Source organism: Pseudomonas sp. G1002 (genome assembly GCF_013385455.1).
Lineage (GTDB): Bacteria > Pseudomonadota > Gammaproteobacteria > Pseudomonadales > Pseudomonadaceae > Aquipseudomonas.
In genome coordinates this window covers 288,282-312,989 of record NZ_JACAPY010000028.1, presented here as the reverse complement: position 1 = coordinate 312,989, position 24,708 = coordinate 288,282, and the positions used below count along the sequence as shown (strand labels likewise).

Annotated in this window: 20 protein-coding genes; 6 read left to right on the top strand and 14 right to left on the bottom strand. The window is 63.1% G+C overall.

Going from position 1 to position 24,708, the window contains the following annotated elements; all coding sequences use genetic code 11:
• The first annotated feature begins 79 nt into the window (after positions 1-79).
• The 5 genes from aroB (at position 80) to hemE (ending at position 10,307) form a co-directional block, all read left to right on the top strand.
• Positions 80-1,180 carry a 3-dehydroquinate synthase gene (aroB, locus tag HX801_RS19160; protein ID WP_003209346.1) on the top strand — a complete coding sequence of 367 codons (1,101 nt, stop codon included), beginning with the start codon at positions 80-82 and terminating at the stop codon, positions 1,178-1,180.
• Positions 1,181-1,190: 10 nt separating this feature from the next.
• Positions 1,191-2,750 (top strand): SPOR domain-containing protein, encoded by a 1,560-nt coding sequence (locus tag HX801_RS19155; protein ID WP_003209350.1) that lies wholly within the window; start codon positions 1,191-1,193, stop codon positions 2,748-2,750.
• Between the two features lie 350 nt (positions 2,751-3,100).
• On the top strand, positions 3,101-7,546 hold the full coding sequence (gene gltB / locus HX801_RS19150) for a glutamate synthase large subunit (protein WP_003209351.1): 4,446 nt from the start codon (positions 3,101-3,103) through the stop codon (positions 7,544-7,546).
• 32 nt (positions 7,547-7,578) lie between these two features.
• A complete protein-coding gene (locus HX801_RS19145) occupies positions 7,579-8,997 on the top strand; it encodes an FAD-dependent oxidoreductase (RefSeq protein WP_003209353.1) in 1,419 nt (472 codons plus the stop codon).
• Between the two features lie 242 nt (positions 8,998-9,239).
• Positions 9,240-10,307 carry a uroporphyrinogen decarboxylase gene (gene hemE, locus HX801_RS19140; protein WP_008439243.1) on the top strand — a complete coding sequence of 356 codons (1,068 nt, stop codon included), beginning with the start codon at positions 9,240-9,242 and terminating at the stop codon, positions 10,305-10,307.
• 53 nt (positions 10,308-10,360) lie between these two features.
• Here hemE and HX801_RS19135 read toward each other — a convergent pair whose 3' ends face one another.
• Entirely contained in the window at positions 10,361-11,578 is a 1,218-nt protein-coding gene (locus HX801_RS19135) for an MFS transporter (RefSeq protein ID WP_371132458.1), read from the bottom strand.
• A 181-nt stretch (positions 11,579-11,759) separates the two neighbouring features.
• Between HX801_RS19135 and HX801_RS19130 the strand changes: the two genes are divergently transcribed.
• Entirely contained in the window at positions 11,760-12,653 is an 894-nt protein-coding gene (locus HX801_RS19130) for a LysR family transcriptional regulator (RefSeq protein ID WP_003209358.1), read from the top strand.
• 161 nt (positions 12,654-12,814) lie between these two features.
• Here HX801_RS19130 and HX801_RS19125 read toward each other — a convergent pair whose 3' ends face one another.
• The 13 genes from HX801_RS19125 to HX801_RS19065 are packed head-to-tail and all read right to left on the bottom strand — an operon-like array spanning position 12,815 to position 24,703.
• Positions 12,815-13,255: a hypothetical protein gene (locus HX801_RS19125; protein WP_003209360.1), complete on the bottom strand. Its 441-nt coding sequence runs from the start codon at positions 13,253-13,255 to the stop codon at positions 12,815-12,817.
• Between the two features lie 26 nt (positions 13,256-13,281).
• The gene (locus HX801_RS19120; protein WP_008439241.1) at positions 13,282-14,508 is read right to left on the bottom strand and encodes a beta-ketoacyl-ACP synthase; all 1,227 of its coding nucleotides are present in this window, start codon (positions 14,506-14,508) and stop codon (positions 13,282-13,284) included.
• Positions 14,508-15,236, bottom strand: coding sequence for a 3-oxoacyl-ACP reductase FabG (gene fabG, locus HX801_RS19115; RefSeq protein ID WP_087692521.1), 729 nt, complete (start codon positions 15,234-15,236; stop codon positions 14,508-14,510). The genes HX801_RS19120 and fabG overlap by 1 nt, the downstream gene beginning before the upstream one ends.
• On the bottom strand, positions 15,233-15,694 hold the full coding sequence (locus HX801_RS19110) for a hotdog family protein (RefSeq protein WP_102604305.1): 462 nt from the start codon (positions 15,692-15,694) through the stop codon (positions 15,233-15,235). The genes fabG and HX801_RS19110 overlap by 4 nt, the downstream gene beginning before the upstream one ends.
• Positions 15,691-16,857 (bottom strand): beta-ketoacyl-[acyl-carrier-protein] synthase family protein, encoded by a 1,167-nt coding sequence (locus HX801_RS19105; protein WP_177022522.1) that lies wholly within the window; start codon positions 16,855-16,857, stop codon positions 15,691-15,693. The genes HX801_RS19110 and HX801_RS19105 overlap by 4 nt, the downstream gene beginning before the upstream one ends.
• A complete protein-coding gene (locus HX801_RS19100) occupies positions 16,854-17,336 on the bottom strand; it encodes a hypothetical protein (protein WP_177022521.1) in 483 nt (160 codons plus the stop codon). Before HX801_RS19100 ends, HX801_RS19105 begins: the two co-directional genes overlap by 4 nt.
• Positions 17,333-18,067, bottom strand: coding sequence for a class I SAM-dependent methyltransferase (locus tag HX801_RS19095; protein ID WP_003209370.1), 735 nt, complete (start codon positions 18,065-18,067; stop codon positions 17,333-17,335). Before HX801_RS19095 ends, HX801_RS19100 begins: the two co-directional genes overlap by 4 nt.
• The gene (locus HX801_RS19090) at positions 18,064-20,382 is read right to left on the bottom strand and encodes an MMPL family transporter (RefSeq protein ID WP_177022520.1); all 2,319 of its coding nucleotides are present in this window, start codon (positions 20,380-20,382) and stop codon (positions 18,064-18,066) included. Before HX801_RS19090 ends, HX801_RS19095 begins: the two co-directional genes overlap by 4 nt.
• On the bottom strand, positions 20,372-21,097 hold the full coding sequence (locus HX801_RS19085) for an outer membrane lipoprotein carrier protein LolA (RefSeq protein ID WP_177022519.1): 726 nt from the start codon (positions 21,095-21,097) through the stop codon (positions 20,372-20,374). Before HX801_RS19085 ends, HX801_RS19090 begins: the two co-directional genes overlap by 11 nt.
• Positions 21,094-21,519 (bottom strand): thioesterase family protein, encoded by a 426-nt coding sequence (locus tag HX801_RS19080; RefSeq protein ID WP_134325616.1) that lies wholly within the window; start codon positions 21,517-21,519, stop codon positions 21,094-21,096. The genes HX801_RS19085 and HX801_RS19080 overlap by 4 nt, the downstream gene beginning before the upstream one ends.
• Positions 21,512-23,053 (bottom strand): histidine ammonia-lyase, encoded by a 1,542-nt coding sequence (gene hutH, locus HX801_RS19075; RefSeq protein ID WP_003209379.1) that lies wholly within the window; start codon positions 23,051-23,053, stop codon positions 21,512-21,514. Before hutH ends, HX801_RS19080 begins: the two co-directional genes overlap by 8 nt.
• Positions 23,037-23,972, bottom strand: coding sequence for a glycosyl transferase (locus HX801_RS19070; protein ID WP_003209381.1), 936 nt, complete (start codon positions 23,970-23,972; stop codon positions 23,037-23,039). The genes hutH and HX801_RS19070 overlap by 17 nt, the downstream gene beginning before the upstream one ends.
• On the bottom strand, positions 23,969-24,703 hold the full coding sequence (locus HX801_RS19065; protein WP_003209383.1) for a glycosyltransferase family 2 protein: 735 nt from the start codon (positions 24,701-24,703) through the stop codon (positions 23,969-23,971). Before HX801_RS19065 ends, HX801_RS19070 begins: the two co-directional genes overlap by 4 nt.
• Between the last annotated feature and the right edge of the window lie 5 nt (positions 24,704-24,708).

The following is a 24,708-nucleotide window of genomic DNA, read 5'->3' as shown; positions in this document are numbered from 1 at the left end:
AGGCAGCGTCAGATCCCGACGTTGCCGACAACGTTAATGTAGGGCAGGACGCCTGCTTTCATCTTCAACGCGGGGACACATGCAGACACTTAAGGTCGATCTTGGCGAGCGCAGCTACCCGATCCATATTGGCGAAGGTTTGTTGGACCAGCCCGAGTTGCTCGCACCGCATATTGCCGGGCGGCAAGTGGCGATCATCTCCAATGAAACGGTCGCGCCGCTGTATCTTGAGCGTCTGAGCCGCAGCCTGGCGGCGTACTCGGTGATCTCGGTGGTGCTGCCGGACGGCGAGGCCTTCAAGACCTGGGAAACCCTGCAACTGATCTTTGATGGCCTGCTGACGGCCCGTCATGACCGGCGCACCACGGTGGTGGCGCTGGGTGGCGGTGTGATCGGCGACATGGCTGGCTTTGCAGCCGCCTGCTATCAGCGCGGCGTGGACTTTATCCAGGTGCCGACCACCTTGCTGTCCCAGGTCGATTCGTCGGTGGGCGGCAAGACCGGCATCAACCACCCGCTGGGCAAGAACATGGTCGGCGCGTTCTATCAGCCGAATGTGGTGCTGATCGACACTGCCACCCTCAATACCCTGCCACCCCGCGAGCTGTCGGCGGGCCTGGCGGAAGTCATCAAGTACGGGCTGATCTGCGACGAGCCGTTCCTGACCTGGCTGGAAGAACACGTCGACGCCCTGCGCGCCCTCGACCAGGTGGCACTCACCGAAGCGATTTCCCGCTCCTGCGCCGCCAAGGCGCTGGTGGTGAATGCCGACGAACGTGAGTCCGGCGTGCGCGCCACCTTGAACCTCGGCCACACCTTCGGCCATGCGATCGAGACCCACATGGGCTATGGTGTGTGGTTGCATGGAGAGGCCGTAGCGGCTGGCACAGTGATGGCATTGGAGATGTCGCAACGCCTGGGCTGGATCAGCGCCCAGGAGCGTGATCGCGGGATCCGCCTGTTCCAGCGCGCCGGGTTGCCGGTCATTCCTCCCGAGGAGATGACCGAGGCAGATTTTCTCGAACATATGGCAATAGACAAGAAAGTGATCGACGGTCGACTGCGACTGGTGCTGTTGCGCCGAATGGGCGAAGCGGTAGTGACCGACGATTATCCGAAAGAGATTTTACAGGCCACGCTGGGAGCGGATTACCGCGCCCTGGCCCAGCTTAAAGGTTAATAAGATCCCGATGACTAGTTTGCATGCCGACGAGGCGTTCCTCGGCCATTACCAGTTAAGCCACGACCCTTTTGCTCCTCGGGTGCCTGGTTTCAAGTTTTTCCCTGCGCAACGCAAGCCGGTGCTGGGGCAACTGCACCACCTGGCGCGCTACAGCCAGTTGCTGCTGGTGGTCACCGGCCCATTGGGCAGCGGCAAGACCTTGCTGCGCCAGGCACTGGTGGCCAGCACCAACAAGCAATCGGTACAGAGCGTGGTGGTTTCCGCCCGTGGTGCCGGTGATGCGGCAGGCGTGTTGCGTCAAGTGGCCCAGGCCCTCGACGTGTCCACTGCCGAGCCGAATGCGATCCTCAAGCAAGTGGTGCAACTGGGCCTGACCGGCCAGGAAGTCTACCTGCTGGTGGATGACGCCGAGCAGCTCGACGAATCTGCCCTGGAAGCGTTGCTGGCCCTGGCGGCCGGTACGCCTGAAGGGCGCCCGCATGTGTTCCTGTTTGGCGAGTCTTCGCTGATCGCCGAACTTGAACAGATCAGCGGCGAGCAGGAGCTGTTCCACGTCATCGAACTGCAGCCTTACGAAGAAGAAGAAACCCGCGAATACCTGGCCCAGCGGCTGGAAGGCGCAGGGCAGGGCATCGAACTTTTCTCCGCTTCGCAGATCTCTGATATTCACGAAAGCTCCGACGGCTGGCCTGGCACCATCAACCAGGTTGCCCGGGATGCCATGATCGAAGCCATGATTGCCAGCCGCTCAGCGGTAAAGCGTCCAAAGATGGGGTTTACTATGCCGAAGAAGCACGTATTGGCAATTTCTGCCGTTGTCGTGGTTGCCGTCGCCGCCGCCTGGTTGATTCCAGGTCGCAACAAGGCACCGACCACCGCTGGCGCGCCAACCGAACAGGCGCAGTTGCCACTGGGCAAGCCAACGCCGAACGTTGAGTTTGCCAACTCCGGCCAACCCACCAACCTGCCGATGGTCGGCCAGCCAGTGATGCGCGGCCCGCTCGCCGAGGAAGCTGGCGGCATTTCTGAAGGCGACGACGGCGTGCCGGTAGAGGGCTCCAGCGCCACGCCGCCGACCGTGACCACCACCGCGCCACCTGCGGGCGTGCCAGCCGGTCAGCCAGCGGCCAAGCCGACGCCAGCGCCAGCCCAGGTCGCCACTGCCAAGCCTGCGCCTGTTGCCAAGCCAGTCGCCCCGGCGCCTGCGGCCAAGCCGGCTCCAGCCGCCAAGCCTGCCGAAAAACCGGCCGTCGTGGCCAAGGCCGCGACTGGCGCTGCCGGCAGCAGCTGGTATGCCAGCCAGCCTACCGGTAACTTCGTGGTGCAGATCCTCGGCACCAGCTCCGAAGCCAACGCCCAGGCGTTCGTGAAAGAGCAGGGCGGCGAGTACCGTTATTTCAAGAAAGTGCTCAACGGCAAGCCTCTCTACGTGATCACTTACGGCAACTTCTCCAGCCGTACAGCAGCGGAATCCGCTATCAAGGCCTTGCCAGCGAAGGTTCAGGCTGGTAAACCTTGGCCTCGCACTGTCGCCAGCGTTCAACAAGAACTGGCAACAACTCGCTGAAGATCCGGCGGCCTTACCCAGGCCGCCCTCTCGGCACCTCAAAAAAAACAACACAGCGTGCAGCCCTGAAGGCCGCGCGCGTTGTGGTGTCTGCGTCACAGTGGCTTTTGAGTCGTAGCGGTCAAAATTAAAAAAGTTTTGACTAGCACAGCATATCGCTTTAAACCTTTCATAAATGCGACATAGATTTGCGACATTTCGTCGCTAAATTTGTGAGCGTCTGTGTCGGTGTGTACAATGACCTCCCTTTTGCCCCCGCTAAGCCGGCGTACGTTCGGCGTGGAAGGTAACCGGTTGAATTGAAAAGAAATTTGCCTCGGAATAAGAGGCAGCCTGGTGAGAAAGTGTCTATGAAAGCAGGTCTGTACCAACCCGATGAATTCAAGGATAACTGCGGTTTCGGCCTGATAGCCCACATGCAGGGCGAGCCCAGTCATACCCTTTTGCAAACGGCCATCGAGGCCCTGACCTGCATGACCCACCGCGGTGGGATCAACGCCGACGGCAAGACCGGTGACGGTTGCGGCTTGCTGATTCAAAAGCCCGACCAGTTCCTGCGCGCAGTCGCCAAGGAACATTTCGGCGCCGATTTGCCCAAGCAGTACGCTGTGGGCATGGTGTTCTTCAACCAGGACCCGGTAAAAGCCGAAGCTGCTCGCGAGAACATGAACCGCGAGATCCTGGCCGCTGGCCTGCAGCTCGTCGGCTGGCGCAAAGTGCCGATCGACACCAGCGTACTCGGCCGCCTGGCCCTGGAGCGCCTGCCGCAGATCGAACAAGTGTTCATCGCAGGCGACGGCCTGAGCGACCAGGACATGGCGATCAAGCTGTTCACCTCTCGTCGTCGCTCGTCCGTGGCCAATGCCGCCGACACCGACCACTACATCTGCAGCTTTTCCCACAAGACCATCATTTATAAAGGCCTGATGATGCCGGCGGACTTGACCGCCTTCTATCCAGACCTGAGCGATGAGCGCCTGCAAACCGCAATCTGCGTGTTCCACCAGCGCTTCTCCACCAACACCCTGCCGAAATGGCCGCTGGCCCAGCCATTCCGCTTCCTCGCCCACAACGGCGAGATCAACACCATCACCGGCAACCGCAACTGGGCCGTAGCCCGTCGCACCAAGTTCGCCAACGACCTGATGGACCTGGAAGAGCTCGGCCCGCTGGTCAACCGCGTGGGTTCCGACTCCTCCAGCATGGACAACATGCTCGAACTGATGGTCACCGGCGGCATCGACCTGTTCCGTGGCGTGCGCATGATCATTCCGCCAGCGTGGCAGAACGTCGAGACCATGGACCCCGACCTGCGGGCGTTCTATGAGTACAACTCGATGCACATGGAACCGTGGGACGGCCCGGCCGGCGTGGTAATGACCGACGGTCGCTACGCCGTGTGCCTGCTCGACCGTAACGGCCTGCGCCCGGCGCGCTGGGTGACCACCACCAACGGCTTCATCACCCTGGCGTCGGAAATCGGCGTGTGGAACTACAAGCCGGAAGACGTGATCGCCAAGGGCCGCGTTGGCCCGGGCCAGATCCTCGCCGTGGACACCGAGACCGGTCAGATCCTTGACACCGATGCCATCGACAACCGCTTGAAGTCCCGTCATCCGTACAAGCAATGGCTGCGCAAGAATGCCCTGCGCATCCAGGCAACCATGGAAGACAACGACCACGGTTCTGCCTTCTACGACGTCGACCAGCTCAAGCAGTACATGAAGATGTACCAGGTCACCTTCGAAGAACGTGACCAGGTGCTGCGCCCACTGGGCGAGCAGGGCTACGAAGCCGTCGGCTCCATGGGCGATGACACGCCAATGGCCGTGCTGTCCCAGCGCGTGCGCACGCCGTACGACTATTTCCGCCAGCAGTTCGCCCAGGTGACCAACCCGCCGATCGATCCGCTGCGCGAAGCCATCGTGATGTCCCTGGAAGTGTGCCTCGGTGCCGAGCGCAACATCTTCCAGGAATCGCCTGAGCACGCTTCCCGCGTGATCCTCAGCTCGCCGGTCATTTCCCCGGCCAAGTGGCGCTCGTTGATGACCCTGGATCGCCCGGGCTTCGACCGGCAGATCATCGACCTGAACTACGACGAGAGCCTCGGCCTGGAAGCCGCTGTGCGCAACGTCGCCGATCAGGCTGAAGAAGCCGTGCGCGCCGGCCGTACCCAAATCGTGCTGACCGACCGCCACATTGCCCCGGGCAAGTTGCCGATCCACGCTTCCCTGGCCACCGGCGCGGTACACCACCGCCTGACCGAAAAGGGCCTGCGTTGCGATTCCAACATCCTGGTTGAAACCGCCACCGCCCGCGACCCGCATCACTTTGCGGTGTTGATCGGCTTCGGCGCTTCGGCGGTGTATCCGTTCCTGGCTTACGAAGTACTCGGCGACCTGATCCGTACCGGCGAAGTCCTGGGCGACCTCTACGAGGTGTTCAAGAACTACCGTAAGGGCATCACCAAGGGCCTGCTGAAGATCCTGTCGAAGATGGGCATCTCCACCGTCACGTCCTACCGCGGCGCGCAATTGTTCGAAGCCATCGGCCTGTCGGAAGAAGTTTGCGAGATGAGCTTCCGTGGTGTGCCGAGCCGCATCAAGGGTGCGCGTTTCGTCGACATCGAAGCCGAGCAGAAAGCCCTGGCCGCCGAAGCCTGGAGCGCGCGCAAGCCGATCCAGCAAGGCGGCCTGCTGAAGTTCGTGCACGGTGGCGAATACCACGCCTATAACCCGGACGTGGTCAACACCCTGCAAGCCGCCGTGCAGCAAGGCGACTACGCCAAGTTCAAGGAATACACCGCGCTGGTGGATAACCGCCCGGTGTCGATGATCCGCGACCTGTTCAAGGTGAAAACCCTGGACACGCCGCTGGCCATCAGCGAGATCGAGCCACTGGAATCGATCCTCAAGCGTTTCGACTCCGCCGGTATTTCCCTGGGCGCCTTGTCGCCTGAGGCTCACGAAGCCCTGGCCGAAGCCATGAACCGCCTGGGTGCGCGTTCCAACTCCGGCGAAGGCGGTGAAGACCCGGCGCGCTACGGCACCATCAAGAGCTCGAAAATCAAGCAGGTCGCCACTGGCCGCTTTGGTGTGACCCCGGAATACCTGGTCAACGCCGAAGTGCTGCAGATCAAGGTTGCCCAGGGCGCCAAGCCGGGCGAAGGCGGGCAACTGCCAGGCGGCAAGGTCAATGGCCTGATCGCCAAGCTGCGTTATGCAGTGCCGGGCGTGACATTGATTTCGCCGCCGCCGCACCACGACATCTACTCGATCGAGGATTTGTCGCAGCTGATTTTCGACCTGAAACAAGTCAACCCGCAGGCCCTGGTCTCGGTGAAACTGGTAGCGGAAGCCGGCGTGGGCACCATCGCCGCCGGTGTGGCCAAGGCCTATGCCGACCTGATCACCATCTCCGGCTACGACGGCGGCACCGGCGCTTCGCCGCTGACCTCCATCAAGTACGCCGGCGCACCGTGGGAACTGGGCCTGGCTGAAACCCACCAGACCCTGCGCGGCAACGACCTGCGCGGCAAAGTCCGGGTACAAACCGACGGTGGCCTGAAAACCGGCCTCGACGTGATCAAGGCTGCAATCCTCGGCGCCGAAAGCTTCGGCTTCGGCACCGCGCCAATGATCGCCCTGGGCTGCAAATACCTGCGCATCTGCCACCTGAACAACTGCGCCACCGGCGTGGCCACTCAGAACGAGAAGCTGCGCAAGGACCACTACATCGGTACCGTCGACATGGTGGTGAATTTCTTCACCTACGTCGCCGAGGAAACCCGTGAGTGGCTGGCCAAGCTGGGCGTGCGTTCCCTGGAAGAGCTGATCGGCCGTACCGACCTGCTGGACATCCTTGAAGGCCAGACCGCCAAGCAACAGCACCTGGACCTGACGCCGCTGTTGGGCAGCGATCACATCCCGGCCGACAAGCCACAGTTCTGCCAGGTTGACCGCAACCCGCCGTTCGACAAGGGCCTGCTGGCCGAGAAGATGGTCGAGATGGCCACTTCGTCGATCAACGACGCAAGCGGCGGCGAATTTGCCCTGGATATCTGCAACTGCGACCGTTCCATCGGCGCACGCATCTCCGGCGAAATCGCGCGCAAGCACGGCAACCAGGGCATGGCCAAGGCGCCGATCACCTTCCGCTTCAAGGGCACCGCTGGCCAGAGCTTCGGTGTGTGGAACGCCGGTGGCCTGAACATGTACCTCGAAGGCGATGCCAACGACTACGTGGGCAAGGGCATGACCGGCGGCAAGCTGGTGATCGTCCCGCCAGTGGGCAGCGTCTACAAGACTCAAGACAGTGCCATCATCGGCAACACCTGCCTGTACGGCGCAACCGGCGGCAAGCTGTTTGCCGCGGGCACGGCCGGTGAGCGTTTCGCAGTGCGTAACTCCGGTGCCCACACCGTGGTTGAAGGCACGGGCGATCACTGCTGCGAGTACATGACCGGGGGTTTTGTCGCGGTGCTGGGCAAGACCGGCTACAACTTCGGTTCGGGCATGACCGGCGGTTTCGCCTACGTGCTCGACCAGGACAACACCTTCGTCGACAAGGTGAACCACGAGTTGGTGGAGATCCAGCGGATCAGCGGCGAAGCGATGGAATCCTATCGCAACCACTTGCAGCATGTGCTGGACGAATATGTCGAGGAAACCAACAGCGAATGGGGTCGTAACCTCGCTGAAAACCTCGATGACTACCTGCGCCGTTTCTGGCTGGTCAAGCCCAAGGCTGCCAACCTGAAATCGTTGCTTTCCAGCATCCGTGCCAACCCGCAGTGATATGCGCCTGAAGAGTTTGATGAGGTTTTAACATGGCTGAACGTCTGAATAACGACTTCCAGTTCATCGATGTCGGGCGCAAAGATCCGAAGAAGAAACTGTTGCGTCAACGCAAGAAAGAGTTCGTGGAAATCTACGAGCCCTTCAAACCCCAGCACTCGGCCGACCAGGCCCACCGCTGCCTGGGTTGCGGTAACCCGTATTGCGAATGGAAGTGCCCGGTGCACAACTTCATTCCGAACTGGCTGAAGCTGGTGGCCGAGGGCAACATCCTCGCCGCCGCCGAGCTGTCTCACCAGACCAACACCCTGCCGGAAGTGTGCGGCCGGGTGTGCCCGCAGGACCGTCTGTGCGAGGGTGCGTGCACCCTCAACGACGGCTTCGGCGCGGTGACCATCGGTTCGGTGGAGAAGTACATCACCGACACCGCGTTCGCCATGGGCTGGCGCCCGGACATGTCCAAGGTCAAGCCGACCGGCAAGCGCGTCGCGATCATCGGCGCGGGCCCGGCGGGTCTGGGCTGTGCCGACGTGCTGGTACGTGGCGGCGTGACCCCGGTGGTGTTCGACAAGAACCCGGAAATCGGCGGCCTGCTGACCTTCGGCATTCCTGAGTTCAAGCTGGAAAAAACCGTACTGAGCCATCGTCGCGAAGTCTTCACCGGCATGGGTATCGAGTTCCGCCTCAATACCGAAATCGGCAAAGACGTGACCATGGAACAACTGCTTGAAGAATACGATGCCGTGTTCATGGGCATGGGCACCTACACCTACATGAAGGGTGGCTTCGCCGGTGAAGACCTGCCGGGCGTGTACGACGCTCTGGACTTCCTGATCGCCAACGTCAACCGCAACCTGGGCTTTGAAAAGTCGCCGGAAGATTTCGTCGACATGAAAGGCAAGAAGGTCGTGGTGCTGGGCGGTGGTGATACCGCGATGGACTGCAACCGCACTTCGATTCGCCAGGGCGCCAAGTCGGTGACCTGTGCCTACCGTCGTGACGAAGCCAACATGCCGGGTTCGCGCAAAGAGGTGAAGAACGCCAAGGAAGAAGGCGTGAAATTCCTCTACAACCGCCAGCCGATCGCTATCGTCGGTGAAGACCGTGTCGAAGGCGTGAAAGTGGTCGAGACCCGTCTCGGCGAACCGGATGCCCGTGGCCGTCGCAGCCCCGAGCCGATCCCGGGTTCCGAAGAGATCATCCCGGCAGACGCCGTGGTCATCGCCTTCGGTTTCCGCCCAAGCCCGGCGCCTTGGTTCGAGCAGTTCGAAATCCAGACCGATAGCCAGGGCCGCGTTGTAGCCCCGGAACAAGGCCAGTACAAACACCAGACCAGCAACCCGAAAATCTTCGCCGGTGGCGACATGGTTCGCGGGTCTGACCTGGTAGTGACGGCCATCTTCGAAGGCCGCAACGCCGCCGAAGGGATCCTGGATTACCTGCAGGTCTGACCCCGATCCCGGATTGAAATGGGATCAAAATGTGGGAGCGGGCTTGCTCGCGAATGCGGTATATCAGTCACCAAATGTGTTGGCTGACCCACCGCTTTCGCGAGCAAGCCCGCTCCCACATTTGTTTTGTGGCGCTTTCATATCCGCGACAAATTGACCCGATAGACAAAAGGCACGGCTCTTGCCGTGCCTTTTGCGTCGCGCTCTGAGAAAATGCCCGCACTTTTTTTGCGGATGCCGACATGACTGCCCTCAAGAACGACCGTTTCCTTCGTGCCCTGCTCAAGCAACCCGTGGACGTCACCCCTGTGTGGATGATGCGCCAGGCCGGTCGCTACCTGCCGGAATACCGCGCCAGTCGCGCCCACGCCGGCGACTTCATGAGCCTGTGCATGAACCCGGAGTTCGCCTGCGAAGTCACCATGCAACCGCTGGACCGCTATCCACAGCTGGATGCGGCCATCCTGTTCTCCGATATCCTGACCATCCCTGATGCCATGGGCCAGGGCCTGTACTTCGAAACCGGCGAAGGCCCGCGTTTCAAGAAAGTCGTCAGCACCCTGGCCGACATCGAAGCCCTGCCGATCCCCGATCCCCACAAGGACCTGGGCTACGTCATGGATGCGGTCAGCACCATCCGCCGCGAGCTGAACGGCCGCGTGCCGCTGATCGGCTTCTCCGGCAGCCCGTGGACCCTGGCCACCTACATGGTCGAAGGCGGCTCGTCGAAAGACTTCCGCAAGACCAAGGCCATGCTGTACGACAACCCGCAAGCCATGCACCTGCTGCTGGACAAGCTGGCGCAGTCGGTCACCTCCTACCTCAACGGCCAGATCATGGCCGGCGCTCAGGCGGTGCAGATCTTCGACACCTGGGGTGGCAACCTGTCGGCGGCGGCGTACCAGGAGTTCTCCCTGGCCTACATGCGCAAGATCGTCAGCGGCCTGATCCGCGAACACGAAGGCCGCAAGGTGCCGGTGATCATGTTCACCAAGGGCGGCGGCCTGTGGCTGGAAAGCATCGCCGACGCCGGCGCCGACGCGCTGGGCCTGGACTGGACCTGCGACCTCGGCGAAGCTCGTCGCCGCGTGGGCAGCAAGGTTGCGCTGCAAGGCAACATGGACCCGACCGTGCTGTACGCCAAGCCGGAAGCGATCCGCGCTGAAGTGGGCCGCATCCTTGCCAGCTACGGCAAAGGCAGTGGTCACGTGTTCAACCTTGGCCACGGCATTACTCCGGAAGTTGATCCGGAGCACGCAGGCGCGTTCCTGCGGGCGGTGCACGAGTTGTCGGCGCAGTATCACGAGTGATCGCGCGGCAATGAAAAAGCCCGGCAGATGCCGGGCTTTTTTGTGAGCGGTGATTAAGCCTTGGCTTCCTGCAACGGCGGTAACTTCGCCAGCTTCAACGCCACCAGCAACGCGACGATCAACAGCGCGACGATAAACCCGCCAATCCCGTTCCACCCGGCGTAGTGCCAGAAAAACCCGCCCGCCGTCCCCGCAATACTCGACCCCACGTAGTAACTGAACAGGTACAGCGACGACGCCTGGCCCTTGGCTTTCAGCGCGCGGCGGCCGATCCAGCTGCTGGCCACTGAGTGGGCGCCGAAGAAGCCGAAGGTGAAGATCAGCATGCCGGGCACTACCAGCCACAGCGGGGTAAACAGCGTCAGGGCGATACCGCCGAGCATCAGCACGATGGTGCCCCAGAGCACACGGCGACGGCCCAGGCGGTCGGCCAGGGAGCCGATTTTCGCCGAGCTGTAGATACCCGAGAGGTAGACCAGCGACAGCAGGCCTACCACGGCCTGGCTCAAATCGTACGGGTCCGCCAGCAAGCGGTAGCCGATGTAGTTGAACATCGTCACAAAGGCGCCCATCAGCACGAAGGCCTCGAGGAACAGCCACGGCAGGCCGGCGTCCTTGAAGTGCATGGTGAAGCCGTCCACCAGGCTGCGCGGGTGCAGGGTGCTGGCGCGGAAGTTGCGCGACTCGGGGAGGATCTTCCAGAACACCGTGGCTGCGATCAGCGCCAGGGCGCCAATGATCAGCATCGCCGTGTGCCAACTGACGAAGTCGATCAGCACACCGATGATCAAGCGCCCGCTCATGCCGCCAATGGCGTTACCACCGATGTACAAACCCATGGCCAGGCCGATGTGTTGCGGGTGGATCTCTTCACTCAGGTAGGTCATGGCCACCGCTGCAAGGCCGCTGAGGGACAGGCCCACCAGTGCGCGCATCAGCAGGATGCCTTCCCAGCTTGGCATCAGGCCGCTGGCGATGGTGCACAGTGCGGCGCAGAACAGCGCGGCAACCATCACCGGCTTGCGCCCCAGGGTGTCGGAAATCGGCCCGGTGATCAGCAGGCCAATGGCGAGCATGCCGGTGGCCACCGAGAGAATCAGGCTGCTTTGCGCGGCATTGATGGAAAATTCGTGGGACAGCGCCGGCATCATCGGCTGTACGCAGTAGAGCAGGGCGAAAGTGGCGAAACCGCCGGAGAACAGCGCCAGCACCGTGCGCATGAACATCGGGGTGCCTTTTTCGATGTACTGCTCGTTGAGCTGTGCCACCACTTCATCGAGGGCGGTGGGCGGTACTTCTTGAGCAAGCGGAGCGACAGCAGATTTCACGCGGGACCTCGGGGAGGAAAGGCTGCCAGGGCTGGCAATGCAAAAAAGAATATAGCTCCCTATTGATTCTTTCCAATATATTGTTCGACCTGTTTAAGAGCTTTTACGACCTAATGAGGTTTTCATGGAACTGCGCCACCTGCGTTACTTCATCGCCGTGGCTGAAGAGCTGCATTTTGGCCGCGCCGCGCAGGTGCTGGGGATCTCCCAGCCGCCCCTGAGCCAGCAGATCCAGGCGCTGGAGCAGGAGATAGGTGCGCGGTTGTTTGAGCGTACCAATCGTCGGGTCGAGCTGAGCGAGGCCGGCAGGTTGTTCCTGCAAGAGGCGCGGTTGGTGCTGGCGCAGGTGGATAAAGCGGCGGACGTGGCGCGTCGGGCGCAGCTGGGGGAACTGGGGGAGTTGAAGATTGGCTTCACCTCTTCTGCGCCGTTCAACTCCAGCATCCCACAGGCGATCTTCGCGTTTCGCCAGGCATTCCCGGCGGTGCATTTGAATCTGCAGGAGATGAGCAGCACGGAGGTGGCCGAGTCGCTGGTGGATGAGTCGATTCAGGTGGGGTTGATGCGACCGTTGCCGTTGCCCGATTCCCTGAGCGTCGTGGAACTGATGCGCGAGCCCTTGGTGGCCGTGCTGAACGCCGGGCATCCGTTGGTGGAAGGCAGCGAGCGGGGTTTGCACCTGGCGCAATTGGCCGAAGAACCGTTTGTGTTTTTCCCGCGGACTTACGGCAGCGGGTTGTATGCCCAATTGATGAGCCTGGCGCGTGATGCCGGCTTCAGCCCGCACTTCGCGCAGGAGGCCGGGGAGGCAATGACCATCATTGGCCTGGTGGCGGCGGGGTTGGGTGTCTCGGTGTTACCGGCGTCGTATCAGCGGATCCGCATTGATGGCGTGGTGTATCGCACGTTACTGGATCAGGAGGCGGTGACGGCGGTGTGGCTGGTGCAGCGCAAGGGCCAGCAGACGCCGATGGCCAAGGCGTTTGTCGAGTTGCTGACCCGTAAGGCATTGGTATGACCGACGCATAACCTGTGGCGAGGGAGCTTGCTCCCGCTGGGCTGCGCAGCAGCCCCGAAACCCGACGACTGAGTTTTACCAGGCAACCTTCAATCGCAGGTTTCAGGGGCGCTTCGCGCCCCAACGGGAGCAAGCTCCCTAGCCACAGGGAAGCGGGTGTTTCAGTTCTGCTTCGACGTCCCGGTCTGCTGGAGCAACTGCGCCGTGTCACTCACACCATTGGTGCGCAACGCCGCCAGGATGTCACGGTCCAGCATGCTCACCCAGCGGTTGTAGTTGCGGTGAATCTTGCCGTCCTTGTAGCCCAGGTCGCGGCTGTCGCGGTAGGTGATGGCGTAGCTGGTGGCGGTGTAGCGAATGTCGATTTCAGCGTGGAACTGGTTGCGCACGTTGATCTCGGCCTGCACCAGTTGCGGGCTCAGGCGCTGCACCACCCATTGGCGTTTGTTCAAGGCCGCGATAATGGTCTGCTTCATTTTTTCTTCGTTGACCTGCGGGTTCGCCGGCAAGTCATGCTGGGTGTTGAGCACCGGTTTGTTGGTGCAGCCAGCGGTGGTGAGCAGGGCCAAAGCGACCAGTGTTGCGCGTAGCAGGGAAGACATTCCATTTCTCCAGTCAGTAAAAAAACTTACACCCAGCGGCGGAAAATCAGCGAAGTGTTGACGCCGCCAAAGGCAAAATTGTTGTTCATCACGTAGTCGCTGTGCAGCTCGCGGAACTCACCTTGCAGGTAGTCCAGCTCGCCGCAGCGCGGGTCGACTTCGTCGAGGTTGAAGGTGTGCACGTATTGGTTGCGGTTCATCATCTCGATGCTGAACCACGACTCCAGCGCGCCGCATGCACCCAGGGTGTGGCCGAGGAAACTCTTCTGCGAACTGATGGGCATGCGGCTGCCGAACAGGCTGCTGGTGGCCAGGGTTTCGGCGATGTCGCCCTGGTCGGTGGCGGTGCCATGGCCGTTCACATAGCCGATCGCGTCGGGCGCAAGCCCCGCATCTTCCAATGCCAGTTCCATGGCGCGGCGCATGGTGGCCTGTTCCGGGCGGGTGGTGTGCTGGCCGTCGGCGTTGCTGCCGAAGCCGACGATTTCGGCGTGGATATGCGCGCCACGGGCCAGTGCATGTTCCAGTTCTTCGAGTACCAGGATGCCGCCGCCTTCGCCGATCACCAGGCCGTCGCGGCCACTGTCGTAGGGACGCGGGCTGGTTTGTGGTGCATCGTTTTTCAGGCTGGTGGCGTACAGCGCATCGAACACCATGGCTTCGGTAGGGCACAGCTCTTCGGCGCCACCTGCCAACATCAGCGGCAGGCGGCCGAACTTGATGGCTTCATAGGCGTAGCCGATGCCCTGGCTGCCGCTGGTGCACGCGCTGGACGTGGGGATCAGCCGGCCGGTGAGGCCGAAGAAGATGCTGATATTCGCCGCCGTGGTGTGGGGCATCATCCGCACGTAGGAGTTGGCGTTCAGCCCCTCGGCCACCGAGTTCAGCAGCATATTGCCGAAGGCCTTGATCTCGTCGGTGCTGCCGGTGGACGAGCCACAGGCCACGCCCATGCGCCCGTCCTTGATCGACTCGTCGCCCAGCAAGCCGGCGTCTTTGAGCGCCTGCTCCGCCGCCCATACCGCTAGCCGGGAAACCCGGCCCATGCTGCGCAGTTGCTTGCGGGTCCAGTGGGCGGGCACCACGAAATCATCGATCGGCCCGGCCAGCCGGGTGTTCAGTTCGGTGAAACGGTCCCACTCGTCCATGCGCCGGATGCCGCTGCGGTTGGCGCGGAAGTTGGCGGCGATGGTTGCCCAATCGCTGCCCAGGGACGTAACGCCGGCCATGCCGGTGACCACCACACGTTTCATCAGCACAGGCCTCCATTCACGGCCAGCACTTGGCGGGTGATGTAGCCGGCTTCTGCCGACATCAGGAAATTCACCGCCCCGGCGACTTCTTCCGGAGTGCCCATGCGCTGGGCGGGGATCATTTTCATCAGCTCTTCCACCGGTACGTTCTCATCGAGCATCGCGGTGTCGATCAGCCCGGGGGCCACGCAATTGACGGTGATCTTGCGCTTGCCCAGCTCGATGGCCAGGGCCTTGGCGGCGCCGATCAGGCCGGCCTTGGACGCGCTGTAGTTGACCTGGCCGCGGTTGCCGATCAGCCCGGATACCGAGGTGATGCACACGATCCGCCCGGCGGCGCGACGACGAATCATCGGCATCATCACCGGGTGCAGCACGTTGTAGAAACCGTCGAGGTTGGTGCGCATCACCACGTCCCAATCGTCTTCCGACAGCGCTGGAAACGCGCCGTCGCGCGTCAGGCCCGCATTGAGCACCACGCCGTAATACGCGCCATGGGCTTCCACGTCGGCTTCAAGGATCTCCTTGCAGCTGGCGCGGTCCGCCACATCGAATTGCAACACCCGGGCCTTGCGCCCCAGCGCTTCGATTTCGACCTGCACCGCATCCGCCTCGGCACGCCCGCTGCGGCAGTGCAGCACGATGTCGTGCCCGGCCTGGGCCAGGCGCACAGCGATAGCGCGGCCGATGCCACGGCTGGAGCCGGTCACCAATACGGATTCAGTCATGGCGTGGTGTCCTTCGATTCATCTAAATAGTTGGCCGCCTGGGGCGGTCGAAATACGTTCAAGCGCGCGCTGGCCTGGATGCCGTGACCGGTGAGGTGGCATTCGAACACACCCATGCCGTTGTCGTCTTCCAGGGAGCGCAGGCCGTGGATGGTCAGCTCGGTGCCGGCGGGAAAGTGCTCGACGTTGCACTCGAACTTGCGCGTGCCCAGCAGGAAGCCCAACTCCACGGCTTCACCTTTCTGGCGCGCGCGGCAACCGGCGTAGGCCGCGACGCTTTGCGCCATCAACTCAATGCCGACCCACGCGGGCAGGCTGCCGTCAGCGCGGTTGAAAAGCCCGCCGGGCTTGACCGTCAGGCGGGTCTGGATCTGTTCTTCATCAAAGCTCAGGACCTGATCGATCAGGATCATGTCACCGGCGTGGGGCAGCAGTTCGGCGAGCGGCCAATCAGTCATGGGGCGTCTCCGATAATCAGGCTGACGTTGTTGCCGCCGAAGGCAAACGAGTTGCTCATCAGGCAGCGTTTTTCCAGGGCGTCGCCGGGCGACGCCCACTTCAGTACGGGCAGGTCGGGGTCCGCCTGGCCATCCCAGACATGCGGCGGCACTACGCCTTCTGCCAGGCTCAGCCAGCAGAACGCCGCTTCCAGCGCGCCGGCGGCGCCCAGGGTGTGGCCGGTCATGGGTTTGGTCGAGGAGCAGGCTACGCCGTCCGGGAACAGGGCCGCGACCGCCAGGCTTTCCATGGCATCGTTATGTTGGGTAGCGGTGCCGTGCAGGTTCAGGTAACCGATTTGTCCGGGCGCCAGTTGTGCGCTGGCCAGGGCCTTGCGCATCGCTTGCAACGCACCCTTGCCGGTAGGCTCGGGGGCGGAAATATGGTGGGCGTCGCAACTGGCGCCACTGCCCAGCAGTGCGAACGGCGCCGGGGTTTTGCTCATCAGGAACAGCACGGCGGCTTCGCCGATATTGATGCCGTTGCGGTTCAGCGAAAACGGATTGCAGCGCTCTGCCGAAACCGCCTCCAGCGACGAAAAACCATTGAGGGTCAGCTTGCACAGCGTGTCGACGCCACCGCAGATCACCGCATCGCACACGCCCAGGTCCAACAGGCGTTGGGCACTCATCAGCGCTCGTGCGCTGGAGGTGCAGGCGGTGGAAATCACGTAAACCGGGCCGCTCAGTTGCAGCCAGTCGGCGAGGAAATCGGCCGGGGCGCCAAGCGCCTGTTGCTGATAGTCGTAGTCGGCGGGGAACTGGTTTTCCCGCAGATAGTGGGCGATGCCACGGCTGGCTTCATCGATGCCCGAGGTGCTGGTGCCGAGCACGATGCCAATGCGCGACGCGCCGAACGTCTGGATCGCTTGCCGGATCTCGTCGTCAATCTGCAACGCGGCTTCCAGCAGCAACTGGTTATTGCGGCTGCGATGGGATTCCAGCCCGGGCGGTATCGCCGCCAGTTCACCGTGCACAGCGGCCACCGGCAACACACGCTCCGGCACCCAGCCGCTTTCGGCGCGCATGCCGGAGCAGTCGCCGGCAAACAGGCTGCGGCTGACTTCGCGCTTGTCGCGGCCCAGGGCGCAGATCACGCCGAGGGCATTGAGGTAGGCGCTCATCGGGCAGCCCCTAGCGGCGAGATGTGGTAGGTCAGGTGTTGCCCGATCACGTCCACGCGAAACACCAGGGAGGAGTGATAGGTGATCTTCCAGTGGGACGGCAGGGTGCGGATCAGGTCCATTTCCTGGGTCCCGGGGTACAGCCTGGAAACTTCATCCGCCGAGGTCAGGGCGAACAACAGCGCGGCAAACAGTTCACGCGCCTGGGGATTGGGCGGCAGCAGACCGTCGGCCTGCCAGGCGCCATTGATCAGCATCTGCCGAGCCTGGGGAATGCCCAGCGGGTCCATCATCGACCAGCGGATCCCGCCGCCTTCGCGCTGCATCACCAGCAACCAGTCCTGGCGCTGGCCACCCTGTTCGCGCTGTACGTGCAGTTGCAGTGGCAGGCTCAGTACCGGGTTTTTCGACGGCAACGGCGGCTGGCTGGCGCACGCGCCCAGCAGCAACAGACAGCCGATCAACAGCATTCGGATCATGTTTCAGCGCTCGCCAGAGGTTTGCGGGCGACCACGTTGACCAGGGTTTCTTCGCGCTGGCCGGCCGGTTTTGGCTGGCGCAGGCCCCAGCGCTCAAGCAGGCCGAAGTCGGTGGCGCGGCTCCACCACAGGTACGGGTACGAGACGTTCTGCGGGCCGAACTCAAAGCCCTGCTCGCGAATCATCTCAAGGTACTCTTCTGCGCTTTTCTGCACATGCATCGGGTGACGAAACAGCCAGCGGATTACCCAGGTGTCGATATAGGCCTCGGTGGATTCGGCAAACAGCAGGTAGCCGCCCGGCTTGAGCACCCGATAGAACTCTTTCAGGGCGCGATGCTGTTCCACCAGATGATGGAAGGTCTGGTGACAGAACAGCACGTCGACACTGGCGTCGGCCACGTCGAGGGTCGCGCAGTCGCTGCCGATCAACTCGATGGCGATACCCTGGCGCGCGGCTTCGGCGCGGCTCAGGTCGAGGCTGTGGGGGTCGGCGTCGAGGCCGATCAGGCGTTCGGGGGCGAACACCTGCTGCAGGTACTGGAACGACTTGCCCTGGCCGCAGCCGGCGTCCAGCAGCACCGGAGCAACCGGCAGCGGGTCGCTGAACAAGCTGCGCAGGTCGTTGATGGCCACGCGCAGCACATGGTGCTGCCAGGTGTGGCTGCGCAGGAACCAGAAGCCGAACTTGGTTTCTTCGACGTAGTTTTTACTCAGGTATTGGCTGCTCATCTCATCTTCCTTGTCCCGGACGGGCTGGCCCACGGCGCCAGCATGAAGCTGAACGCCAGCCCCAGGCTCACCGACAGCCCAAAATTACTCACCGCCGGTGTGCTGGAAATAGCCAGCAGGCCGAACGATAGCCAGGTAGTCACGGCCGCCAACAGTGTGCCCAACAGGCTCACGGCGGCGCCGCCAATTTGTTCACGCATCAGGATCGCGTAGTCGACGCTGATGGCGGTCACCAGCAGCAGGCCGAACAGGCTGAACAACGTCAACGGCTGCCCCAGCCAACCCAGGCTGGCCAGGCTGCACAGCGCCGCCAGCAACGGCAGGGCGACGATGCGCAAGGCGCCGCCGAAGCCGAACGGCAGGATCAGCAGCAGTACGATCAACACGCAGGACATCAATTTCAATTCCGCCGCGCTGATCTGTGTGGCGGCGAACACCTGGTTCAAGTCGCCGAGGCGATCCACCAACTGCACGCCGGGCAGATCCAGGGCCTGCACCCGCAGCAAGGCCGGGTTGTTCAAACCTTGCAGGCTCACCATCGCCGCCACGCCACCGTCGACATTCCCCAGCCACAGTGTGCGCCACGGCTCCGCCAGTGGGCCGATCAGCGCCGCGTCGATGTCTTCGGTGGGCAGTGACTGCAACTGGGCCAACTCGGCTTGCAGGGCGGCGGCCGGTACGCCGAGGTCCAGCAATGGCTGCCAGTACTGCGGCAGTTGGTTCAGGGCTTCACGCAGTTGCTGTTGCTCCGCCGGCGCGCTGACCAACTGATTGAGCGCCAGGTAACCCTGGAGCTTGTCCATGTTCACCAACTGATCCAGGCGCTGGCTCAGCGCGGCCTGGCGTTCCAGCAACTGCTGCTGGTTGTCCGCCCGCACGAGGAAGAACTGGCTGGTGGGCTGGAACCCGGTAATCCGCGCAACGGCCTGGGCTTCCTGCAGCAACTGCGGCGGCGCACCGATCCACTGGCGGATATCGTTTTTGCTGTTCAGGTGCCACAGCCCACCGGCGCAAAACACCAACACCAGTATCAACAACACCGGGCTTGGCAGGCGCTTGAGCAGCGACTCGCGCACGCTCAGCAGGAACTCGGCAATGCGCAGCGGCCATTGCGCCGGGCGCAGCTCGACGCCTTTGAGCAAGGCCGGCAACAGGCACACGGCCGACAGGTAAGCGCCCACCAGACCGGCAGCGGAGAACACCGCGATTTGCGTCAGCGCCGGGAACGGCGTCCACGCCAGGGCCAGGTAACCGATGCAACTGGTGGCCAGGCTCAGGCTCAGGCCCGGCAAGGTCACGCGCAAGGCCGGCCAACTGCGCCAAGGGCTCATGCTCCAGCTCTTGGACAGGTAATGCAGCGGGTAATCCACCGCCACGCCGATCAGGCTCGAGCCCAGCACCAGCGTGATCACATGCATATGCCCGAACAGCGCCACACAGGCCACCGCACCAAACAGCATGCCCACCAGCACCGGCACGAACGCCAGCAACACCCGCCAGCGGCGGAACGCAAGCAGCAGCAATAACAGGATGCCTACCGTCGCGCCGCCGCCGACCCAAGTGATTTCCCGGGTGGCCTGCTGCTGACCATTGGCTGCATACAGCAGGCCGCTGGCGGCGAGCAATTGCGCGCCTTGCTGGTCGGCCTGCTCGCGGCTGGCCTTGAGCAGGTCAGCCACTTGCAGCGGCAGTTTCATGTCGAAGGCATTGCCGGTGGTGCGGGCCCGCAGCAGTACCCAGCTTTTGCCGTCGGCATCGGCGATCAGCGCGCCGCTGCCGATATCCAGCTGCACCGAACCGTGTTGCGGCTGGCTGTTCTGGATGCGCCCGGTGAGGCCCAGCCAATCGTCCTGGCTCGGCACCAGGCTGAAGCCGGTGAACGGGTCGAACAGCGCCTGAACCCGCTGCTGAATAAACGCCTGGGGCTCGTCGATCAGTTGCTCGCGATCCTTGGCCGAGAGCATCGCCAGCCGGCCTTGCAGCAACTGCTGACGCAGGGCCGGCAGGTCGGCTTGGAGGTTCCACTGAACTTTCTCAAACAGGCCGCTGGCTTGCCAGGCTTCGCCCAATTGCGTCGCCATGGCCACGGCTTTTTGCCGGTCGGCGTGCCCCACCAGCACCAGCATTTCGCGGTTCAGCGGTTCCTGCATGCGCTGTTCGGCGCGCAGCTCCAGCGCATCCGGCGCGGTGCCGGGCACCAGTTCCATCAGGTTCGCCGACAGCGGTGCGCCATGGCGCCATTGCCAACCCGCCAGGGCCAACACGGCCACCAGCAGGATCAGGAACAGGCGCGGCAACCAGCGTTCACTCGGCAAAGTCGTGTTGCTCCGCGTCGCTCAAGGGTTGGCTGCTGGTGCTGTCCTGCATGCGCAGTACGGTGCTGTCGCCCTGGGTTTCCAGCAGCTCGATCTTCTGCACCAGTTCGCCGCCGTCGATATTGATTTGGGTGAACACCTGCTTGAGCAGCAGCGAGCGCGGGATCAACGTGAGTTTCCACTGCTGGGCTTCGCCTTGCAGTTGCAGCTCGAAGTCACGCTGCAAGCCACTGCTGTCGCCCTGTAACACGGCGAGGAACAAACGGTTCTGCTCGGCGCCGGCGCTCTTGTTCGGCAGCAATTGCCAGCCGTTGGCGTCACGCCGGGCGATGCCGTTGGCGCTGATGCGGTAGTCCTGTTGCAGCGGGGTTTTCAGCAGCCACAGCAGGCCGTGGTCCTTGGCCAGGACGAAGGTGCCCTTGCTGGTCAGCGGCTGCGGCAGCGCGCGCAGATGTTTTTCCTGGATGAAGTTTCCGTGGATCACCGTTGGCTTTGCAAGCTGATCACTGAGTTGTTGCAGGTCGAAAGCATGGGCCAGGCCTGGAATGCCCAACAACAGAATGAAGGCGATTCCTGTGGGAGCGGCGGTGCGACGATTCGACTTGCTCGCGAAGAACCTGAGGGCGCCACGGGGTGTCAGGCGGCCTGCGTTATCGTTGACGATTTTCGCGAGCAAGTCGAATCGTCGCACCGCCGCTCCCACAGGGAATCTCATTTCAAGGCTCTCTCTATGGCGTCAGTGAATATTTTTGGCGACGCCAACTGCATTTCACGGCTGGCAATTTCCACCGCCACTTGCACGGTGCTGGCGCGGGTCAGACGCTCACCGGTGGCCTTGTCGCTGATCAGGTAATTGACCTTCAAGCGGTTCTCCCACTCCACCAGGCTGGCGCGCACGTTGATGGTCTGGCCGAAGGTTGCACCGCGCACATAGCGCAGTTGCATATCGATCACCGGCCAGGCGTAACCCGCTTGCAGCATTGCTGTGTAGTTGTGGCCGAGCTTGTCCAGCAAGGCGCAGCGGGCGACTTCCAGGTACTTTACGTAGTGCCCGTGCCACACCACGTTCATGGTGTCGATGTCGAAAAACGGCACGAGGATTTCAGTGTCGCAGTGCAACACGCCGGGGCTACGCATGCAGCCTCCAGTGTTGCTCGGCGATGCGTTTCAGGCACAGGCGCAATTCGCCTTCCAGGGCGCGGTCTTCGATGACCGGCGGAAAGTCTTTGGCCAGCTCGTCGTGCATGGCGGCCAGCGCCGGCGGCAGCGGACGCGCGTCTTCAGCCTGGGCCCGCAGCCATACGCCCTGATTAGCGGCGAGCAAGGTGGCGGCGGCGACTTGTTCGGTCAGTTCCAGCACACGAATCGCATCGCGGGCGGCGATGGTGCCCATGCTCACCTTGTCCTGGTTGTGGCACTCGGTGGAGCGCGAGAACACGCTGGCCGGCATGGTGTTTTTCAACGCTTCGGCGGTCCAGGCGCTGGTGCCGATCTGCACAGCCTTGAAGCCGTGGTTGATCATCGCCCGCTCGGCTGGCGCACCGGACAAATTGCTCGGCAAGCCGTGGTTGTAACGCACGTCCACCAGCAGCGCGAGCTGGCGGTCCAGCAGGTCGGCGACGTTGGCCACCAGGGTCTTGAGGCTGTCCATGGCGAAGGCGATGTGGCCGCCGTAGAAGTGGCCGCCGTGCAGCACGCGTTCTTCTTCGGCGTCGATGATCGGGTTGTCGTTGGCGCTGTTGAGTTCGATCTCGATGAACGAGCGCAACCAGTTCAGGCTGTCGGCCAGCACGCCCAGGACGTGGGGCGCGCAGCGCAGGGAGTAACGGTCTTGCAGGCGATGCAGCGGCGCGGTCGGCGCGTCAATCGCCAGATCCTTGCGCAGCCAGGCGGCGACTTGCATCTGCCCCGGGTGTGGCTTGGCGGCGAACAGGCGCTCGTCGAAATGCTCCGGATTGCCTTGCAGCGCCACCACGTTCAGCGCGGTGATGCGCGTGGCCAGTTGCAGCAGGTAGTCGGCGCGGGCGAAGGCCAGGCAGGCGAGGCCGGTCATCACGGCGGTGCCGTTCATCAGTGCCAGGGCCTCTTTCGGGCGCAGTACCAGCGGGTCCCAGCCCAGCTCGCGGTGCACCTCCGACGCCTGGCGGCGTTCGCCACGGAACATCACTTCGCGCTCACCAGACAAGGTTGCGGCCACGTAGGACAGCGGCGTCAAGTCACCGCTGGCGCCCACCGAGCCTTCTTCCGGAATCAGCGGCAGCACGTCGAATTCCAGGAACGCGTGCAGGCGCTCCAGCAACTCCACGCGCACGCCCGACACGCCATGGCACAGCGACTGCAACCGCGCCGCCAGCACCGCGCGGGTGGCTTGCGCATCCAGCAACTTGCCCAGGCCGCAGCCGTGGAACGTGTAGAGGTGGCGGGGCAGCGCTTCGACGTGCTCCAGCGGCACCGCCACCACGCACGAGTCGCCGTAGCCGGTGGTCACGCCGTAGATCACGCCTTCCTTGTCCAGCAACGAATCCAGGAACTGCGCGCCCTTGGCGATGCGCTGGCGGTACTTGGCATCGGCTTGCAGTTGAGTCGGCGCCTGACGGTTGGCCAGGGCCAGCACGTCTTCGATGCGCAGGGGAATTTCGCCGAAGGTTACCGGCTCAAGATGCGTCGTCATCGGTCTTCCAGAAAGGGTAAAAGTTGAACCATTGTTGGGGCGCTTCCAGGCAGAACTGGCCCAGGCGCTCGGCGTAGCGGGCGGTCCATTGTGCGATCACCTGCTGGCGGTCGCTGCGTTTCCATTCGATCAACCGGGCGAACGGCTCGATGATCAGGCGATAACGGCCTTGATGCTTCAAGCACATCAGCAGGTTGACCGGGCATTTCAGCAAACCGGCCAACAGCCACGGGCCTTGGGGGAAGGCGGCGTCATGGCCGAGGAAATCCACGCGTACCGTGCGCCCGCCATGCAGCGGTACGCGGTCGCCGGCAATCGCCAGCCACTCGCCGTCGTCGAGGCGCTGGCTGAGCAGCATCATCACTGCCGGATCAAGTTCGCTGACCTGGATCAGGCGCAGATTGGTCGCCCCGGCTTCGCCCAGAATCCGGTTGAAACGTTCAGCGTGCTTGGTGTGCACCAGCACGTTCATGGTGACCTTTTCGCCAAGCTCGGCGAGGGCGCGGCACACTTCAAGGTTGCCCAGGTGCGCGCCCACCAGCATCTGCCCGCGTTCGCTGCGCAGCTGGCCGCGCAGTTGGGCCGGGTCGATGATTTCGATCTGCTCCAGGCGCAGCTTGCCGTTCCATACGTCGAGCTTGTCCAGCAGGGCGTCGGCGAATGCCATGAACTGGCCGAAGACGCTTCTGTGGGTAGGGCGCAGGTCGTCGCGCCGGCTCCAGTCGGCCAGGCGCTGCTGGTATTGCCAGGCGCTTTGGCGGGCCGTGCGGCCGAACAGAAAGAAGTAGAAAACGATGCCGTAGAGCAGCGGGCTCAGCAGCCGGCGCCCGAGGACCTTGGCGGCGAAGGCGGTGAATTTCATCAGCCAGAAGCTGCCGCGCTCCTCGCGGTCGGCCCAGTGCTTGGTGTCCTGGCTCATGCCTGCCACCGGCGCCAGAGGATCATCGGCGCGCGCACCAACATGCCGAAGAACAGCCGGGTGTGCATCGAGGAAATCAGCGCGTTGTCATGGAACAGGCGAAAGTGCGACAGGCCGTCGGCGGGATAGTGCACCTTGGTCGGCAGCCAGCGCATCGGCTGGTTGCGCCAGGCCAGTCGCACCAGGATGTCGGAGTCGAAATCCATGCGTTTGCCGATGTTGGCCGAGTCCATCAAGGCCAGGGTCGGTGGCAGTGGGTACACGCGAAAGCCGCACATGGAATCGCGGATCTGCAGCGACAAGGTGTTGATCCACACCCAAACGTGGGTCAGGTAGCGCGCGTAAAGGCGGCCCTTGGGCACGCTGTCGTCGTATTCCGGGTAGCCGCAGATCACCGCATTCGGGTGGGCGCGGGAGGCGTCGAGGAAGGTACCGACTTCCCGCAGGTCGTGCTGGCCGTCGGCGTCCACTTGCAGGGCGTGGGTGAAACCCAGGCGTGCGGCTTCGCGAAAGCCGGCCATGACGGCGGCGCCTTTGCCCTGGTTGGCGGGCAGGGTCAGCAGGGACACGTTGTCGAGGGTTGCCAGTTGCGCCAGCACGGCGGCGCAGGCGGCGCTGCTGCCGTCGTCTACCAGCAGGCATGGCAGGCCGCTGGACAGCACGGTGCGCACCACGGCGGGCACGGCGGCCTCGTGGTTGTAGACCGGGATCAAGGCGCAGGGGTTATGCATAACAG